Source organism: Pseudonocardia sp. TMWB2A (assembly GCF_017312135.1).
Map to the genome: position 1 here is coordinate 189,223 of NZ_QKQY01000002.1, position 17,338 is coordinate 206,560.

Annotated in this window: 17 protein-coding genes; 5 read left to right on the forward strand and 12 right to left on the reverse strand. The window is 75.2% G+C overall.

The features are described from left to right. Nucleotides 1-26 precede the first annotated feature (26 nt). The 4 genes from DMP17_RS15195 to DMP17_RS15210 form a co-directional block, all read right to left on the reverse strand. Nucleotides 27-1,385, reverse strand: a complete 1,359-nt coding sequence (locus tag DMP17_RS15195) for an MFS transporter (RefSeq protein WP_226356371.1) — start codon at nt 1,383-1,385, stop codon at nt 27-29. Between the two features lie 63 nt (nt 1,386-1,448). Further along, on the reverse strand, nt 1,449-2,123 hold the full coding sequence (locus DMP17_RS15200; RefSeq protein ID WP_226356370.1) for an HAD family hydrolase: 675 nt from the start codon (nt 2,121-2,123) through the stop codon (nt 1,449-1,451). A 95-nt stretch (nt 2,124-2,218) separates the two neighbouring features. Continuing rightward, entirely contained in the window at nt 2,219-2,767 is a 549-nt protein-coding gene (locus DMP17_RS15205) for a GNAT family N-acetyltransferase (RefSeq protein WP_224402818.1), read from the reverse strand. 35 nt (nt 2,768-2,802) lie between these two features. Continuing rightward, entirely contained in the window at nt 2,803-4,500 is a 1,698-nt protein-coding gene (locus tag DMP17_RS15210; RefSeq protein ID WP_226356369.1) for an L-lactate permease, read from the reverse strand. Nucleotides 4,501-4,683: 183 nt separating this feature from the next. On the opposite strand from DMP17_RS15210, the gene DMP17_RS15215 reads away from it, so the two are divergent. Further along, the gene (locus DMP17_RS15215; protein WP_337829872.1) at nt 4,684-5,898 is read left to right on the forward strand and encodes a cytochrome P450; all 1,215 of its coding nucleotides are present in this window, start codon (nt 4,684-4,686) and stop codon (nt 5,896-5,898) included. Nucleotides 5,899-5,920: 22 nt separating this feature from the next. Continuing rightward, entirely contained in the window at nt 5,921-6,541 is a 621-nt protein-coding gene (locus tag DMP17_RS15220) for a TetR/AcrR family transcriptional regulator (protein ID WP_226356367.1), read from the forward strand. A gap of 120 nt (nt 6,542-6,661) precedes the next feature. Here the strand turns inward: DMP17_RS15220 and DMP17_RS15225 are convergent, their stop codons facing one another. Then, nucleotides 6,662-7,708, reverse strand: a complete 1,047-nt coding sequence (locus tag DMP17_RS15225; RefSeq protein ID WP_337829873.1) for an ABC transporter substrate-binding protein — start codon at nt 7,706-7,708, stop codon at nt 6,662-6,664. A gap of 81 nt (nt 7,709-7,789) precedes the next feature. Further along, the gene (gene htpG / locus DMP17_RS15230) at nt 7,790-9,730 is read right to left on the reverse strand and encodes a molecular chaperone HtpG (protein ID WP_226356365.1); all 1,941 of its coding nucleotides are present in this window, start codon (nt 9,728-9,730) and stop codon (nt 7,790-7,792) included. Nucleotides 9,731-9,888: 158 nt separating this feature from the next. On the opposite strand from htpG, the gene DMP17_RS15235 reads away from it, so the two are divergent. Both DMP17_RS15235 and secD read left to right on the forward strand, forming a co-directional pair. Further along, nucleotides 9,889-10,257, forward strand: a complete 369-nt coding sequence (locus tag DMP17_RS15235) for a hypothetical protein (protein ID WP_226356364.1) — start codon at nt 9,889-9,891, stop codon at nt 10,255-10,257. A 95-nt stretch (nt 10,258-10,352) separates the two neighbouring features. After that, nucleotides 10,353-12,659 carry a protein translocase subunit SecD gene (gene secD / locus DMP17_RS15240; protein WP_226365572.1) on the forward strand — a complete coding sequence of 769 codons (2,307 nt, stop codon included), beginning with the start codon at nt 10,353-10,355 and terminating at the stop codon, nt 12,657-12,659. 11 nt (nt 12,660-12,670) lie between these two features. Here secD and DMP17_RS15245 read toward each other — a convergent pair whose 3' ends face one another. The 3 genes from DMP17_RS15245 to DMP17_RS15255 form a co-directional block, all read right to left on the reverse strand. Continuing rightward, nucleotides 12,671-13,147 (reverse strand): hypothetical protein, encoded by a 477-nt coding sequence (locus DMP17_RS15245; RefSeq protein WP_374228623.1) that lies wholly within the window; start codon nt 13,145-13,147, stop codon nt 12,671-12,673. A 65-nt stretch (nt 13,148-13,212) separates the two neighbouring features. Further along, nucleotides 13,213-13,722, reverse strand: a complete 510-nt coding sequence (locus DMP17_RS15250; RefSeq protein ID WP_226356362.1) for a hypothetical protein — start codon at nt 13,720-13,722, stop codon at nt 13,213-13,215. A gap of 51 nt (nt 13,723-13,773) precedes the next feature. Then, on the reverse strand, nt 13,774-14,691 hold the full coding sequence (locus DMP17_RS15255; RefSeq protein WP_337829874.1) for a LysR family transcriptional regulator: 918 nt from the start codon (nt 14,689-14,691) through the stop codon (nt 13,774-13,776). Nucleotides 14,692-14,778: 87 nt separating this feature from the next. Between DMP17_RS15255 and DMP17_RS15260 the strand changes: the two genes are divergently transcribed. After that, entirely contained in the window at nt 14,779-15,192 is a 414-nt protein-coding gene (locus DMP17_RS15260; protein ID WP_226356360.1) for a VOC family protein, read from the forward strand. A 15-nt stretch (nt 15,193-15,207) separates the two neighbouring features. Here the strand turns inward: DMP17_RS15260 and DMP17_RS15265 are convergent, their stop codons facing one another. The 3 genes from DMP17_RS15265 to DMP17_RS15275 all read right to left on the reverse strand — a co-directional run bounded on the left by DMP17_RS15265 (nt 15,208) and on the right by DMP17_RS15275 (nt 17,279). Next, nucleotides 15,208-15,912, reverse strand: a complete 705-nt coding sequence (locus DMP17_RS15265) for a hypothetical protein (RefSeq protein ID WP_226356359.1) — start codon at nt 15,910-15,912, stop codon at nt 15,208-15,210. A gap of 63 nt (nt 15,913-15,975) precedes the next feature. After that, nucleotides 15,976-16,569, reverse strand: a complete 594-nt coding sequence (locus DMP17_RS15270; RefSeq protein ID WP_226356358.1) for a DinB family protein — start codon at nt 16,567-16,569, stop codon at nt 15,976-15,978. A gap of 98 nt (nt 16,570-16,667) precedes the next feature. Next, nucleotides 16,668-17,279, reverse strand: a complete 612-nt coding sequence (locus tag DMP17_RS15275; protein WP_226356357.1) for a GDSL-type esterase/lipase family protein — start codon at nt 17,277-17,279, stop codon at nt 16,668-16,670. Between the last annotated feature and the right edge of the window lie 59 nt (nt 17,280-17,338).

A 17,338-nucleotide genomic window follows, 5' to 3' on the forward strand; every position in this document is an offset into this window, starting at 1 on the left:
CACGCTGCTCGCCGCGGCACCGGCCGTCAACCCTGCGGCGCCGGCACCGGGGTGCGGGCGGCCGAGCGGGCACAGGCCAGCGCGACGAGGGCGCCGAGCAGGGTGAACCCGGTCGCGACCAGCACGGCGACGTGCCAGCCCGCCAGCAGCACCGGCACCGGCTCGTCGCCCGCCGGTGAGGTCAGCACCGAGGTCAGCGTGACGCCGACGGCGGCGCCCAGGTAGCGGGTGGTGTTGTTGATGCCGCTGCCGGTGCCCGCCCGGTCCGGTGGCACCGAGGCGACCGCCTCGCGGCCGAGCGTCGCGTTCACGACCCCGGTGCCGACGCCGACGACGACGAGCGCGGCCAGGACCGCCCCGGGGCCGGAGCCGGTCGCGAGCAGCCCGAGCTGGCCGGCCGTCATGACGAGCAGGCCGACGCCGAGGCGGACCCCGCCGGTGACCCGTTCGCTGATCCGGCGGGTGAGCAGCGCGGTCACGATGCTGGTGCCCGACCAGCCGAGCAGCAGCAGCGCCGCCGTCGCGGGGGCGGTGCCGTGCACCGGGGCGAGCAGCGCGGGCAGGTAGGAGCTCAGCGAGATGATGCCGAGCCCGGTGGCCAGGCTCGCGACCGTCGCCGCGACCAGCCCGGGGTGGCGGAACAGCTCCGGCCCCGCCATCGGGTGCGCGACGACGAACTGGACGACGACGAACCCCGCCAGCAGCACCGCCCCGGCGACCAGCAGCACGACGGTCGTGGTGGTGACCGGCAGCCGCCGGGCCTCGGTGAGGCCGGCGAGCAGCACCGCCAGCCCGGCGGCGAGCAGCACCATCCCGGCGACGTCGACCGGGCGCGGGCGCCCGGCGGTGGACTCGGTGAGCAGCGTGCGCCCGGCGACGGCGAGCGCCAGCCCGGCGACCGCGACGGCGAGGTAGAGCACCCGCCACGGCAGCAGGCCCGCGAGCAGCGGGCCCGCCGCGATCCCGGCGGCCAGCGCCGCGCCCCACAGCCCGGTCGCGGCCGAGCGGCGCGGGCCCGGCGGCAGCGCGTGCCCGATCAGCGCGAGGCTGCAGGCGACGACCGCGGCCGCCCCGACGCCCTGCCCGATCCGGCCGGCGACGAACCCGGCGGTGCCGGTGGCCAACGCCCCGCCCGCCGAGGCCAGGGCCAGCACGACCGCGCCGGTCGTGAACACCGCGCGCCGCCCCAGCCGGTCGGCCAGGGTCCCCGCGGTCAGCAGCACCGCGGTGAGCCCCAGGCTCATCGAGCTGAGGATCCAGGAGCGCCCCGACGGCGAGGAGCCCAGGTCGGCCGCGATCGGGGCCAGGGTGGCCAGCGGCGCGGTGTAGCTGACCAGGGCCAGCGTCGTGCCGAGCGACGCCACCGCCACCGTGCGTCGGGCCACGCCGCCACCCCCGTCGTCACCGCGGACCGGTCAAGATCGGGACGGACGCTACGCCGTGCGGGCTCAGCTGGGGAGGCCGAGCAGCGCGGGCAGGTCCGCGACCGAGTCGATGACGGCGTCGGCGCCCGCCGCGCGCAGCCGCGGCTCGCCGTGCGCCCCGCCCCGCACCCCAACGGCGAGCCCCGCCCCCGCCCGGACGGCGGCGTCGATGTCGGCGGTCGCGTCACCGGCCACCGCGACCTGGGAGGGCTCGGTCCCGGCCCGCCGGGCCGCGGCGTGGAGCAGGTCGGGCTCGGGCAGGCCGCGGCCGTCGACGTCGGCGGGCGACAGGACCATGTCCGCCCGCTCGGTGAATCCCAGCGCCGAGACCAGCCGGTCCCGCAGCTCGGGATCGAACCCGCAGGTCAGAGCCACGCTCAGGCCGGCGTCGCGGAGCGCGTCGAGGGTCTGCGCGGCGCCGGGGACCGGGCGTACGCGGCCCGCGTCCAGCGCGGCGTGCAGGTGGTCGGCGAACGCGGAGTGTGCGCGGCGGGCCCGGTACATGTCGCCGTCGAGGAGCTCACCGAGCACCGTCATGACCGGGCGGTCCATCGTCGCGCGGGCCTGCCGGTCCAGCGCCGGGTAGCAGGGTCCGTCGACGCGGACCCCGGCGGCGCGCAGGCCGGCCCGCAGCCCGGCGAGCACGAGCCCGTCGTCGGCCATCGTCGTACCCGCCAGGTCGAGCACCGCCAGTTGCACGGGTGAACTCCACCGGCGCCGGATGACGATCACCCGACTCCTGGTCGACATCCGGGTGAACCGGCCGCGTCACTCCGGGGCGGGCGTCCCGGGCGTCACCACAGCTCGCCGTCGCGCCAGTCGCAGACCAGCGCGCGGGCCGGGTCGAGCGGCGCGTCGACGGGCAGGACGTGCACGGCGCCGCGCTCGTCGGGGGTGTCGACGACGCCGTCCGGGGTGAGCGCGGCGAGCGGGCCGCACCACGGTTCCCAGCCGTGCCTGCGGTAGAGCCGCGCGGCGCGGGCGGCCGCGCCGAGCGCGCCGAGCCGGTACCCGCCGCGCACGATCCGGTCCACCTCGGCCATGAGCAGCCCGCCGAGCCCGCCGCCCTGGCTCCCGGGCCGCACGGCCACGGCCTCGACGTAGCCGGTGCGCAGCGCGACGCCGTCGTGCAGCAGCCGGCGGCCCACGACGGCCGCGTGCCCGACCGGGTCGTGCAGCGGACCGGCGAGCACGTGCACCCCGCCGAGCGCGTGGTCGAACGAGGCGTCGTCGAACCCGCCGGACCCGTCGGCGTCGGCGGGGAACGCGGCGTCGAGCAGGGCGCGCAGGGCCCGGAGCCCGTCGCGCCCGAGATCGGCGGTGGGCAGGACGGTCAGGCGCACCCGGGCGATCCTTCCGCAGCGCCCGGCGGTGTGCGTCAGAAGGTCGGGAGCATCCATCCGAGCACCGGGGTCGACTGCAGGAACACCAGCACGCACAACACCGCGAGCAGCCCGACGCTCCACAGGATCGTCCGCCGGAACAGCTCGGACTCCCGGCCCGCGATGCCCACGGCCGTCGCCGCGATGGTGAGGTTCTGCGGACTGATCATCTTCCCGACGACGCCGCCGGAGGTGTTCGCCGCGACCATCAGGTGCGGGTCCAGGCCCGCCTGCTCGGCCGCGGTCTGCTGCAGCGTCGCGAACAGGGCGTTGGCCGAGGTGTCCGAGCCGGTGACCGCGGTGCCGAGCCAGCCGAGGATCGGCGAGAGGAACGCGAACGCCGCGCCGGTCCCGGCGATCCAGGTGCCGATGGAGATCGTCTGCCCGGACAGGTTCATCACGTAGGCCAGCGCGAGGACGGTGGCCACGGTGAGGAAGGCGAACCGCAGCTTGTACGCGGTGGCGGCGAACTCCCGGACCGCCGTCGCGGGCGTGAGCCGGTACATCACCGCGACGCCGATGCCGCAGATCAGCAGCAGCGAGCCGGGCGAGGACAGCCACTGGAAGCTGTAGGTCGTGGTCGACACCGGGTCCCCGGACGCGCCGAGGACCTGTCCGTCGAGCCCCGGCCAGCCGATCTTGAGGTCGGTGCCGGTCAGGAAGGTCGACACCGGGCCGACCAGCTTCGCCACCGAGAACACCACGATGATCAGCAGGTACGGCGCGAAGGCCATGAACAGCCTGCCGACCGACAGCGCCTGCGAGCGCTCGGCGAGGGTGCGCTGCTCGGTCGCGACGGACCCGCCGCCGTCGCCGCCCGGGTCCTCGACGGGTGCGTCGGCGGTGCGCTCGATGCGCAGCGTCTCCATCGCCTCGGCGCCCCCGCGCGGCTGCCAGAAGCGCAGCAGGACCACGCCGGCCGCCAGCCCGGCCAGCGAGGCGACGATGTCGGTGAGCTCGACCGAGAGGTAGGTCGCGGCCAGCCACTGGGCGACGGCGAACGCGAGACCGATGACGAGCGCGACCGGCCAGACCTGGCGCACCCCGCGCTTCCCGTCGACGAGCAGCACCAGCAGCGTCGGGACGATGAACGCGAGCACCGGGGTCTGGTGTCCGACGACGGCGCCGATCTCGTTGTACGGGATCCCGGTGAGGGTGCCCGCGGTGATGATCGGGGTGCCGACCGCGCCGAACGCGACGGGGGCGGTGTTGGCCAGCAGCACGACGACCGCCGCCCGGACCGGGGAGAACCCGAGCGCCATCAGCATGACGCCGGTGATCGCCACCGGGGCTCCGAACCCGGCCAGCGCCTCGAGCAGCCCGCCGAAGCAGAACGCGATGATGATCGCCTGCACCCGGGGGTCGTCGGAGATCAGCCCGAAGGCGGCGCGCAGGTCCTCGAACCGGCCCGCGGCGACGGTGAGCTGGTAGAGCCAGATCGCGGTGAAGACGATCCACATGATCGGGAAGAGGCCGAACACCGCCCCCTCGGTGGCCGAGAGCAGGGCCAGGTGCACCGGCATCCCGAAGGCCGCCACCGCGACCACGACCGCGACGACGAGCGCGGCCAGCCCGGCCCAGTGCGCCTTCCAGCGCAGGGCACCCAGCGTCACGAAGATCGCCACCAGCGGGAGGAGCGCGACGAGTGCGGACAGCCAGAGACTGCCGAGCGGTTCGGGATCTTGCTGGAACACAGGGCGCCCCCGGGCTGTCGTCGTCGTCGATGACGGTCGCAGCCTGTCACGGTTCGCCCGGTTTCACCGGTTCGGCGGTCATCCGGGGCGTACCGGACAGGCGACGCGAAACGAGAGCACACTGTCGTTTGAGCGGTTACCGTGGACTGCGACGCGCCCGCCGACCCTCCGGAGGCCAGCACCATGACCGACACCGCCACGGACTTCACGCTCCCGCTGCACATGCGCCGCGACCGGTTCCTGCCCGACGCCGAGCTGGAGCGCATCCGCGACTCCGGCGACATCCCACGGGTACGGACCGCCTTCGGCGCCGAGGCCTACCTCGTCACCCGCTACGACGACGTGCGGCACGTGCTCGGCGACGCCGCGACCTACTCCAACGCCGGGAGCGCCGAGCTGACCCGCCCGGACGCACCGCCGCTGTCGGAGCGCGAGCAGGAGCAGATGCGGGCCGGCCAGCTGCTGCTGCAGGACCCGCCGGAGCACACCCGGCTGCGCCGCTTCCTCACCCGCGAGTTCACCCAGCGCCGGATGGCCCGCCTGGAGCCGCGGATCACCGAGATCGTCGACGAGCACCTCGACGCGCTGGAGGCCGCCGGGCCGGGTGCCGACCTGGTCTCCCTGTTCGCCCTGCCGGTGCCGTCGATGGTCATCTGCGAGCTGCTCGGGGTGCCCTACACCGACCGAGACGAGTTCACCGCCCGCTCGACGCGCCTGCTCGACGTCTCCCTGCCCGCCGAGGAGCGGCTGGCCGTGGGCCGGGAGAACCGCGCCTACATGACCCGGCTCGTCGACGCGGCGCTGGCCGACCCGGGCGAGGACATCCTCGGCATGCTGATCCGCGAGCACGGCGAGGAGATCAGCCACGACGAGCTGGTCGGGATCGCGTCGCTGCTGCTGATCGCCGGGCACGAGACGACGTCGAACATGCTGTCGCTGGGCACCCTGGCGCTGCTGGAGGACCCGGAGCAGGCCGCGCTGCTGCGCAGCGACCCCGAGCTGGCCCGGCCCGCCGTGGAGGAGCTGCTCCGGTGGCTGTCGATCGTGCACACCGGGGTGGTCCGGGTGACGACGACCGACACCGTCCTGCGCGACACCCCGATCCCGGCGCGGTCGCTGGTGATGTGCTCCCTGCCCACCGCCAACCGCGACACCGGGTCCGGGTTCGACGACCCCGCCCGGCTCGACCTCACCCGCGGCGCGGCCGGGCACGTCGCGTTCGGGCACGGCGTGCACCACTGCCTGGGCGCCCCGCTGGCCCGGATGGAGATGGCGACGGCGTTCCCCGCCCTGCTCCGCCGCTTCCCCACGCTCGCCCCGGCCGGACCGGTCCCGCCCGAGGCCTTCCGGGCCTACCACTTCGTCTACGGCATGCACACGCTGCCGGTGACCTGGTGAGGCCGGGCGATACCGTGCAGTGATGACCGCTTCGTCGCTCGACGGCTCCCCGGCGGGCCGTCCGCTGCGCGCCGACGCCGCCCGCAACCACCGCCGGATCGTCGACACGGCGGCCGCGGCGTTCGAGTCCGACGGAGCGGACGTCCCGCTGGAGGAGATCGCGCGCCGGGCCGGGGTCGGCGTCGCGACGCTGTACCGCCGGTTCCGGACCCGCGACGTGCTGGTGCGGGCGGTGCTGGACCAGGTGTTCGTCGCGGAGATCGAGCCGACCGCGGCCGCCGGGGACGGCGACCCCTGGGCCGACCTGGCCGGGTCCCTGGGCCGGGCGGTGGAGGCGATCGCCGGACGGCGGACGATCCTGCAGCTGGCCCGCGAGACCGGCGCATTCGACGTCGAGTCCGCCGAGCGCTACGGCCGGACGCTGACCCGGCTGCTGGACCGGGCACGCGACGCGGGCGCGGTGCGCCCGGAGCTCACCCCGCGGGACCTGTCGGCGGTGCTGGTCATGGCGCTGGCCGTCGCCGAGGGGTCGGACGCGGCGGAGACGGCGTCGGGCGAGGACCGCGCCCGCTACCTGGCGCTGCTCCTCGACGGGCTGCGCCCGGGCAACCCGCCGCTGCCCCCGGGCTCGGAGGAGCCCTAACAACGATCGGGGCACGGTCGCTGTCGCGGGCGGCGCGGACCCGCTACGGTTCCGGTCGTCCGCTCGGCAACGGCGCCGGGCGGATCCGCACTCCTCCCCCGACCCGCCCGCCGCCGGGACTCAGCCGCCGAACCGGTCGGGGTGCAGCCGCCGGGCGAGCGTCGCGACCGCGTCGGCGTTGCGGATGCCGGGGCTGATCTCGGCGAAGGTCGTGGTGAACACCTTGCCGTCGCGGACCGCGGGGACCGTCGCGAGCGCCGGGTCGTTACGCAGCCGCTCGGCCAGCGGCTCCGCACCCTCCGGGCCGACGTCGCGCCCGCAGCAGGCCGGGATCACGATCACGTCCGGGCTCGCCGCGACGACGCCCTCCAAGGACACGGTGCGCTGCCGGCCGGCGAGGGTGTCGAACGCCTGCCGCCCGCCCGCGGCCTCGATGATCGTCGTCGCGACGTCGCCGGTGCCGAAGACCCGCAGCTCACCGGTGCTGCCCGGGGAGTTCAGCATCGCCACCCGCGGACGGTCGGTGACGCCGTCGAGCCGGCCGGCGACGTCGGCGAGGGTGCTGCGCATGCCGGCGACGACCTGCGCGGCCCGGTCCTCGGCGCCCAGCAGCCGCCCGAGGTCGGTGAGGTCGTGCTCGACCCCGGTGAAGGACACGTCGTTGTCGCCGATGCTCTGCTGGTTGCCGCCGTCGGCGGTCGGGCAGTAGGCGCTGAACAGGAAGGTCTCCGTGCCGGTGGCGCCGAGCTCGGCGCGGGTGCCGAGGCCCTCCCGGGTGAAGGCGCCGGTGAAGCCGGAGACGACGAGGTCCGGGGCGACCCGCAGCACCTCCTCGCGCGACGGGTACTCCTCGGGCCAGTAGTCCTGCGGCCGGAAGTCCGGGTCGAGCTGCGCCGGCAGCGGGTTGTCCAGGTAGGCCGCGCCGACCAGGCGGTCCCCCGCCCCGAGCGCGAGGACGGCCTCGATGCCGTTCTGGAACATCGCGACGACCCGCTCCGGGCGCTGCACGGGCACGTCGAGGCCGCAGTTGACGACCGCGTCCGCCGCGGGATCCGTGCCGTGGTCGCCGTGCCCGGCCGGTGCCGTGACCGGGTCACCCGCGCCGCACCCCGCGAGGAGCACCAGTCCGGCGAGCAGCGGCGCCCAGCGGCGCGGGTTCCCGATCACCGCGACAGCATAGCCACGACATCTGAGTGGTTCTTCAGATGTGCGGCTCTCGTCACGGCACGGTCCCCGCGCCGCCCCGCGTCAGAGCGCGTGCTGCAGGCGCTCCGCGAGCAGCCCCACGAACCGGGACGGGTCGGCGAGCTCGCCGCCCTCGGCCAGCAGCGCCATGCCGTGCAGCAGCTCGACGGTCCCGCTCTCGTCCTTCCCCGCGGCGCGGGCGTCGCGCAGCCCGGTGACCAGCGGGTGCGACGGGTTGAGCTCGAGGATCCGCTTGACCTTCGGCGGCTCCTGCCCCATCGCCCGGTACATCTTCTCCAGGGTCGGGGTCATGTCGAACTCGTCGCCGACGAGGACGGCCGGGGAGGTGGTGAGCCGGGTGGAGAGCCGCACCTCCTTGACGTCGGAGGTCAGGACCTCGGCCATCCAGGTGCAGAGGTCGGCGAACTCGGTCTGCTTCGCCGCAGCCTCCTCCTTCTCCTCGTCGGTCTGCAGGTCCACCTGGCCCTTGGCGATGGAGCGCAGCGGGGTGCCGTCGAACCCGTCGACGGCGTCGACCCACACCTCGTCGACCGGGTCGGTCAGCAGCAGGACCTCGTAGCCCTTGTCCCGGAACGCCTCCATGTGCGGGGAGGCCTCGATCGCGGTCCGCGAGTCCCCGGTCATGTAGTAGATCGCGTCCTGGCCCTCGCGCATCCGCTCCGTGTAGGCGGCGAGCGAGGTCGGCGCGTCCGCGTCGTGGGTGGTCGCGAACGCCGAGACCCCGAGGATGGTGTCGCGGTTGTCGGCGTCGGACAGCAGGCCCTCCTTGAGCGCCCGGCCGCACTGCTCCCAGAAGGTCGCGTACTTCTCCGGCTCGTTGTCGCGCAGCGAGCCGAGCACCGACAGCACCTTCTTCACCAGGCGCCTGCGGATCGCCGAGATCTGGCGGTCCTGCTGCAGGATCTCCCGCGACACGTTCAGCGAGAGGTCCGCGGCGTCGACGACGCCCTTGACGAACCGCAGGTACTCGGGGACGAGCGCCTCGCAGTCGTCCATGATGAACACGCGCCGGACGTAGAGCTGCACGCCGCGGCGGGCGTCGCGCATGTAGAGGTCCATCGGCGCGACCTTGGGCAGGAACAGCAGCGCCTGGTACTCGAAGGTGCCCTCGGCGGCGAGCCGGATCGTCTCCAGCGGTTCCTGCCAGTCGTGGCTGACGTGCCGGTAGAACTCGGCGTACTCCTCCTCCGTCACGTCCTTCTGCGGGCGGGCCCACAGCGCCTTCATCGAGTTCAGCGTCTCGGGGCCGGTCCCGGATTCCGGCTCCGACCCGGACTCCGGTTCCGCCGCCTCGGCCGCCATGCGGACCGGCCAGGTGATGAAGTCGGAGTAGGTCTTCACGATGCGGCGCAGCACCGCGGGGTCGGCGTAGTCGTGCAGCTGGTCCTCGGCGTCGGACGCCTTGAGGTGCAGGGTGACCGCGGTGCCCTGCGGGGCGTCGGCGACCGGCTCGATCGTGTAGGTGCCCTCGCCGTCGGAGGTCCAGCGCACGCCCTCGCCCGCGCCGGCCTTGCGGGTCACGAGCTCGACGCGGTCGGCGACCATGAACGAGGAGTAGAAGCCGACGCCGAACTGGCCGATCAGCTCCTGGCGGGCGTCGTCGCCGGCCTCCCGGAGCGTCGCGAGGAGCTCCGCGGTGCCCGACCGCGCGATGGTGCCGATCAGGTCGACGACCTCGTCGCGGGTCATGCCGATGCCGTTGTCGCGGACGGTGAGGGTGCGCGCCCCGGCGTCCGGCACGAGCTCGACGTGCAGGTCCTCGGTGTCGGCGCCCAGGTCCTTGTCCTGGTAGGCGGCAAGGCGGAGCTTGTCCAGCGCGTCGGAGGCGTTGGAGATCAGCTCGCGCAGGAAGACGTCCTTGTTCGAGTAGATCGAGTGGATCATCAACCGCAGCAGCTGCCGGGCCTCGGCCTGGAACTCGATCGTCTCCCCGCCCGTCGTCTCGGAGTCGATCTTCTCGCTGGTCGACGGATCCGTGCTCACGTCAGTCGTCCTCTCGGGGTCGTCACGCTGGTGCGGTCGCGATTGTGCCGAACGGCGAACGGCCGCGCGCCCGGTGCCCGACCCCTGCGGCGGCCCGGTGGTCGAGGTGACCGGTACCGTCGCCGCAGGAAACCCCCCGAACCGGACGGATCACCCTCGTGCGCACGACCCGCAGCCCGGCCCGCCGCCTCGTCGCGGTGCTGCTGCTGTCGCTGGTCGCGGCGCTCGCCCCGATCGCCGGGTCGCTGACCGCCGAGGCCGTCCCGGCCACGGCCGCGGCCTCGGTCGGGCAGGACGTCGCGCCCGCCGAGGCACCCCGGCCCGCGCTGCTGGGGCGCTCCGCGCACGACGGTCCGGTCGCCCCGGACGCGACCGGCCACCCCGGGCCCGCCCTGGACGTGCTGGTCCTCGACGCCGCCGGGCTCGGGCACGACGCGCCCGCGCCCGTCGACGACCGGACGACGGCCGCCGCCCCGGAGCCCGGGACCGGCGCGGACATCGGGTCGCGGGGACCGCCGCGGGCCTGACCGGACGACCCCGCCGGTCGCCACCGCCCGCCACTCCCCCGCACCACCCCGCCGTGCCCCGGTCCCGACCGGGGCGCCCGCCGCCGAGGATCCCTGTGAAGCCACGCCCCGTGCTCTGGCGGGCGCTCATCGCGCTCGCCGTGCTCGCCCTGTCCTCCGTCGTCGCGCTCACCACCGCCCCCACGCTGGGGCTGGACCTGCGCGGCGGCACCCAGATCGTCCTGGAGACCCGCGACACCCCCGAGGTCGCCGCCGACGGCGAGGCCACCGACCGCGTGCTGGAGGTGCTGCGCGGGCGCATCGACGGGCTCGGTGTCGCCGAGCCCAGCCTGGCCCGGTCCGGGGAGAACCGGATCATCGTCGAGCTCCCCGGGCTGACCGACCCCGCCGAGGCCGCCGAGACCCTCGGCCGCACCGCGCAGCTCACGATGCACCCGGTGCTCGGGATCGGTGACCCCGCCGCCGGGGGCGCCCCCGGCACCGACGAGCAGGGCCAGCCGCTGCAGCTCGGCCCACCGGCGCTGACCGGCGACATGGTGGGCTCGGCGATGTCCTCGCCCAACCCGCAGGGCGTCGGGCACATCGTGAACATCAGCTTCGACGGCGACGGCCCCGCCCGCTGGCAGGCCCTCACCGGCCAGGCCGCGTGCGCGCCGCCCGGCGACCCGCAGCGCCGGGTCGCGATCGTGCTCGACCAGCAGGTCATCTCCTCCCCGCAGGTCGTCGAGAACATCCCGTGCAACGTCGGCATGCTCGGCGGGCAGACCCAGATCACCGGCAACTTCTCCCCCGAGCAGGCCTCCGAGCTGGCCGTGCTGATCGAGGGCGGCGCCCTCCCGCTGCCGGTCGAGATCATCGAGCAGCGGACCGTCGGCCCGACCCTGGGTGCGGACGCGATCTCCGCGAGCGCCTGGGCCGCGATCATCGGCTCCGCGCTGGCCGGGGCGTTCCTCATCGTGGTGTACCGGCTCGTCGGGCTCGTGGCCGTCGTCGCGCTCGGCGGGTACGCGCTCGTCGCCTACTCGGTGCAGACCGGGCTCGGGGCCACGCTGACGCTGCCCGGCCTGGCCGCGTTCGTCCTGGCGGTCGGCATGGCCGTCGACGCGAACGTGCTGATCGCCGAACGCTCGCGTGAGGAGTACGCGGCGAAGCCACGCCTGGAACGCGCCTCGGAGATGGGCTACGCGAACTCGCTGTCCGCGGTCGGCGACGTCGCCGTGACCTCGCTGCTCGCCGCCGTGCTGCTGTTCGGGCTCGCCTCGGGCCCGGTCCGCGGGTTCGGCGTCACGCTGGTCATCGGTGTGGTCGTGTCGCTGTTCTCCGCGCTGGTGCTGTCCCGGCTGCTCACCCTCGCCGTCCTGAAGATCCCCGCGGTGAAGCGCAGGCCGAGGATCACCGGTATCACCGAGATCGGCCCGGTCCGGCGCAGGCTCGAGGCGAGCGACCCCGGGTTCCTGCGGCGCCCGGCGCGCTACCTCGCCGTCGCCGGGGTCGTCGTGGTCGTGATGGTGTCCGGGCTGTTCGTGCGCGGCCTGGAGCTCGGTGTCGAGTTCACCGGCGGCCGGCTGGTCGAGTTCACGACGTCGAACCCGGTGAGCGTGGAGCAGGTCCGCGACGCTGTCGGCGCCACCGGCATCGGCGGACTCACCGTCACCGAGACCGGCGACGGCGCGGTCGCGCTGCGCTCCGGCGAGCTCACCGACGCCCAGGTCGGACAGCTGCGCGAGGTCGTCGGCGCGGCGGGCGGCGGCGCGGAGGTGCTGCGCGACGAGCTCATCGGCCCCAGCCTCGGTGCCGAGCTGGCCCGCGGCGGCATCATCGCGCTGGGTGTCGCGCTCGCCGCGCAGTTCCTCTACCTGGCGTTCCGGTTCCGCTGGACGCTCGGCGCCGGTGCGGTCGCGGCGCTGCTGACCAACGTGCTCGTGGTGGTCGGGGTGTTCGCCTGGACCGGGCGCACCGCCGACGGCGTGTTCCTCGCGGCGCTGCTCACCGTCATCGGCTACTCGGTCAACGACACCGTGGTCGTGTTCGACCGCGTGCGCGAGCACTGGGCACGCAACGCGAAGGTGCCGTTCCACAAGGTCGTGGGGTCGGCGGTGCTCTCGACGCTGCCGCGGACGGTGAACACCGGCATCTCGACGCTGACGATCCTGGTCATGCTGCTGTTCCTCGGCGGGGCGACCCTCGGGGACTTCGCGCTGGCGCTGATCGTGGGCATCGTGGTCGGGACGGTGTCGACGATCGTCGTCGCCGGGCCGGTGGCGATCCTGCTGCAGCAGCGCTGGACCGGGCCCGCGCCGCGGACGTCCGGAGCGAAGCAGCCGGTCGGCAAGGCAGGACGACGGCACCCGTCGAAGGCCGACCGGGCACGGCGCCGCGCCGGCGACGGCGCGGTCGTCTGAGTGCGGCTCCCTCACGTGCGGTCCCCGAGGTCGAGGCGTTCGCCGCAGCGGTCGATCCCGGCGCGGATCATCGCGCCGTAGCCGTCGTCGGGCAGCGCCCCCACCCGGTCCCGGGCCCGGGTCAGGTGGTGGCGCGCCCGGTCGTCGTCGCCGAGGCGGCGGTGCACGTCGGCGAGGTTCAGGTGCAGCGACGGCAGGAACCCCCCGACGCTCAGCGACGCGTGGTGGCGCTGCGCCCGCTCGTCGGTCAGCTCGTCGGCGGCGGCCAGGGCGCGCTCGTCCCACAGCAGCTCGGCGTGCGGGTCGTCCTGGACGTCGGCGGCGTAGTGGGCCAGCGTGCACCGGTGGAAGGGGTCGCCGTCGGCGGTCACCTGCTCCCACAGGGCGTCGAACCGGGCGCGGGCCCCGGCCCGGTCACCGGCACGGCCCGCCCCGACGGCGGCGCCGACGGCGTCCATGACGGGGTCGGCGGTGACGGGCTGGTCCACGGGGGCCTCCGGGTGCTCGGGGGTGGGTCGGGACGCATGCTGCACCGGACCCCCGACAGTTCCGCTCAGCCGCGGGGCAGCTCCCGCCAGCGCGCCTCGACCGCGCGCCACTCGCGGTCCAGCCGTCCCGCCGCCCGTGCGCGGCCGGCGACGCCGGCGGCCGTGTACACCGCGACCAGGCCGGACCCGCCGACGCCCAGCACCGTCGCCGAGCGCAGGATCCCGGCCGTCCGGACCTCGGTCGGGTGCTCCGGGGCGGCCGGGACACCGTCGGGGCCGATCCACAGCCCGAGCGACCGGCCGGGCGCGACCCGCCCGCCGACGGTCACCGTGGCGGTCCGCACGACGCCGCGGCCGTCGGTCCAGCCGACGTCGACGGGCCCCGGTCCCGCGGTCGTCCCGAGCACGGTCGCGCTCACCCGGGTGGTCCCGGCCGCCTCGGCGGCGGCGGTCTCGGCGGCGTCGCCGACCGCGATCGCCAGCAGCAGGAGCAGCCCGGCCGCGACGGGCACGACGACCCGCCGCAGCCCGGTCAGGGCCCGTTCGACACCGTCGGGCTCGTCGGAGGGGTTCATGGGTCGAGGGTCGGCCCGTCCGGCTCACCGGACAATGCGGAAGTTCCGCTCTCAGCCTTCGGCTGTGACAGAGACAGCGTGGATGTGGTCCGCGAGTGCCAGCACCGCGGGCCATCCCGGCGAGCTCGGCTCCAGGGCCGCGCCCCAGCACAGCGACAGCCCGCGCCGGGCCCACTGCTCCCCCAGCGCGACCACCTGCAGACGCCCGGCACGGGCCGGGACGGCGGCCGCGCGACGGGGCACGACGGCGATCCCGGCCCCCGCCTCGGCCAGCGCGACCACCGTGCCCAGGTCCGCGGCGCGGGTGCGGTACCGCGGCGCGAGCCCGGCGTCGGCCGCCTGCGCGTCGAGCGAGAGCTGCAGCGGCGACGACGCGGCCAGCCCCACCATCGGGTGCTCGGCCGCCTCGGCGAACGCGATCACGTCGCGACCGTCGAGCACACCGTGCCCGGCGCCGACGACGACCAGCGAGTCGTCGCACAGCGGCTCCGCCCGCAGCCCCTGCCCGGCGGCCACGTGGTCGAGCACGATCCCCAGGTCCGCACCGCCGTCGACCAGGGTCCGGGCGGTCTCGACGCTGCGCCGCAGCGTCACGTCGACGTCGGAGTGCGGCCGGGCCAGCAGGAACGCCGTCACCGCCCGCGGCACGAGGTCGTGCATCGCCGAGCTCCCGGCCAGCAGCGACAGCGGCGCGCTCGCCGGCCGGGAGTAGGAGGCGATCGCGCCGTCGAGGCGCGCCGCCCGGTCGAGGACCTCGCGGGCGTGCCGGGCCAGTGCCCGCCCGGCCGGGGTGGTGCGGACCCCGCGCCGCTCCCGGACCAGCAGCTCGACCCCCGCGTGGCGTTCCAGGGCCCGGACCCGTGCGCTCGCCGACGGCAGGCTCAGGTTGGCCCGCGCGGCACCGCCGGTGATGGACCCCTCGGCGACGACGTGCAGGAACAGCCGCAGGTCGGTGAAGTCGTACTGCACCCGCAGAGCCTATGGCAGCTCCGTACCCTGGGTCGACACGTCCGATGCGGACGGGCGCTGTCCGCGTCGGGGGCCAGGATCGTCGCCGTGACCCCGACCCTGCAGATCGCGTTCGACGCCGCCGACCCGCACGCCCTCGCGCGATTCTGGGCGGCCGCCCTCGGCTACGAGGTGGAGGACCACACCGCGGTCGTCGACGGCCTGCTGGCCGCCGGCCACCTCGGCGAGGCCGACGTGCTCGTCGACGGCGACCGCCGCGGGTTCCGCGACGTCGCCACCGCCCGCGGGCCGGGTCCGCGGCTGTTCGTGCAGCGGGTGCCGGAGCCGAAGTCGGCCAAGAACCGGGTGCACCTGGACCTGCAGGTCGGCCCGCAGGAGGCTCCCGCGGAGGTGGAGCGCCTGGTCGCGCTCGGCGCCCGGGTGCTGTGGACGACGGCCGACCGCGGGCCGCTCACCACCACCCTGTGCGACCCCGAGGGCAACGAGTTCTGCGTGACCTGAGTCGCCGCGACCGGCTCAGCCGGGCTCGAAGTCGTAGGTCCGCCCGCCGACCCGGAGCAGGTCGACGGCCGAGACCAGCCCGGCGTCGCCGCCGCCCTGGTTGAACCCGGCGGCGTAGGCGGTCATGTCCGGGTACGCGGCCATGATGTCGGACAGCGTGCGCTGCTCGCCGCCGTCGCGGCACTGCCGGTAGGCGTCGACCCGGCCGATCTGCTGTGTCGTGCAGTAGGTGCCGGACCCGACGTCGTAGCGGGTCCAGGTGCCGGCCGGGGCCCGGTCGGGCAGGTAGGTGAGGACGTACAGGTCGCCCGGCTCCAGGGTGCCGCCGTTCACGTCGACGGCGATCGCGAACGACGGCATCGCCCCGCTCGACGACGCCGGGTCGCGGTACGCCCAGTAGCTCGCGTCGGTGAACCGGGACAACGGGCCGGCGACCTCGTCGGTGACGTACTGGCGCTTGTCCCCGTCGCCCGGGGTGCGCAGCTCGAGGGCGCCGCTGCCGCCGTCGGGCGGGGCGCCGTGGCGGGCGGTGAACTCGCGGCTGCCGGAACCCTCGTCGAGGGTCCCGGCGAACTGGTTCGACGCCGCCGGGGTGACGGTCACCCGCCCCGAGGGGCCGAACGGGCCGATCGCGACGGCGGGCTGCAGCGACGCGAGCCCCACCAGCGCGACGACGGCCGCGGCCGTGGCGATCAGTCCGTTCCGTCGTCCTCGACGCATCCGTCCTCCCCCGAGCCGGTCGTGGAGATCAACGACCGGGGACGCCCGGGGATACCGCCGGGCTCAGGCCAGCAGGGTGCCCGGCGCCGCCTCGTAGGGCTGGAAGAAGTCGTTGGCGGGCGCCCCGGCGAGGGTGAGCACCAGCGCGGGCACCGCGACGCCGTCGATCTGCTCGCGGAGGATGTCGGCGTGCCCCGCGTGCCGGGCGAACTCCTCGACCAGGTGCACCAGGTAGAAGCGGGCGTGGATCGGCCGCGCGTCGTAGATCCCGTCCCAGGGGGTGGGCGGGGCGGTCGAGTCGCCTGCCGGGTCGGTCTTCGCGACGGTGGCGAGCAGCTCGGCCCGGACCCGGTCGAACTCCTCGACGGTCGCGGCGACGGTCTCGTCGTCGCCGACGGTGAAGCTGCCGGTGAACCGGGCGAACGCGGCCGCGTCCAGCGGCTGCTCGGTGACGTCGCCGGTCAGCCGCTCCAGCGCGCCGCGCATGCAGTAGGCGGCGTGCTTGACCAGGCCACCGACGGACAGCGCGCTGCGGCACGGGGTCGCGCGCGCCTGGTCCTCGGTGAGGCCGAGGAGCGCGGAGCGGATCGCCGTGAGCTGCTGGTCGATGTAGTTGAGGAGACCGGTGATCTCGTCGTGGCGGGCGGGTGCGTACATGGGGTCCTCCGGGGTGCTCGGGAGCGGTTCGAGGACGACTGTGCCGCCCCATGCGGTCAGGTCCGGTCCTCGACGGCGGAGGAGCGCCGACGGATCCGTTACCGGGACGGGCCGATCCACGCCAACCACGCCGGCATCGCGAGCCGGGCGAGGCGGTCGTAGCCGTCGGCACCGGGGTGGGCGCCGTCGCCGTCGCGGACCCCGGTCGTCCACACCTCGTCGGCCGACAGCGCGTCGACCACGTCGACGAAGGGCACCCCGGCGGTGTCGCACACCCCGTGGAACCGCGCGGTCAGGTCCCGCACCCGCCGGTTCACCGCGGCGTCGGCGACCGGCGGGGGTCCGACGACGAAGGCCGGCAGGCCCGCAACATCGGCCCCGGCGAGCAACCGGGTCAGGTTCGCGACGGTGACGTCCGGCTCCACCCGGCACCGGCCGTCCTCCTCGACGCCGTCGTTCACGCCGAAGGACAGGACCAGGCGTTCGTCGCACCCGGGGGCACGGCGTGCGCCCGTCTCGCGCTCCCAGCGGGCGAGGACGTCGCTGCTGGTGTCGCGGCGGATCCCCAGGTTGTAGGCGGTCGTCGGGACGCCCTGGCGGCCGACCGCCGCCACGAGGCGGCCGAACCACCCCCGGCAGTCGGGGTCGCCGACACCGGCGACGAAGGAGTCCCCCAGCGCGACGACGCGGAGGTCGCGGGTGCTGCTCACCGGCAGATCGTCACACGAACCCGGAGCGACGCAGCACACGTGGGAATCCACTGGTCCGC

Coding starts and splice junctions, on each gene's coding strand:
- DMP17_RS15220 (WP_226356367.1), top strand. CDS start 5,921: ATGACCGCTTCGTCGCTCGACGGCTCCCCGGCGGGCCGTCCGCTGCGC.
- DMP17_RS15265 (WP_226356359.1), bottom strand. CDS start 15,912: ATGCGTCGAGGACGACGGAACGGACTGATCGCCACGGCCGCGGCCGTC.
- DMP17_RS15250 (WP_226356362.1), bottom strand. CDS start 13,722: ATGAACCCCTCCGACGAGCCCGACGGTGTCGAACGGGCCCTGACCGGG.
- DMP17_RS15270 (WP_226356358.1), bottom strand. CDS start 16,569: ATGTACGCACCCGCCCGCCACGACGAGATCACCGGTCTCCTCAACTAC.
- DMP17_RS15215 (WP_337829872.1), top strand. CDS start 4,684: ATGACCGACACCGCCACGGACTTCACGCTCCCGCTGCACATGCGCCGC.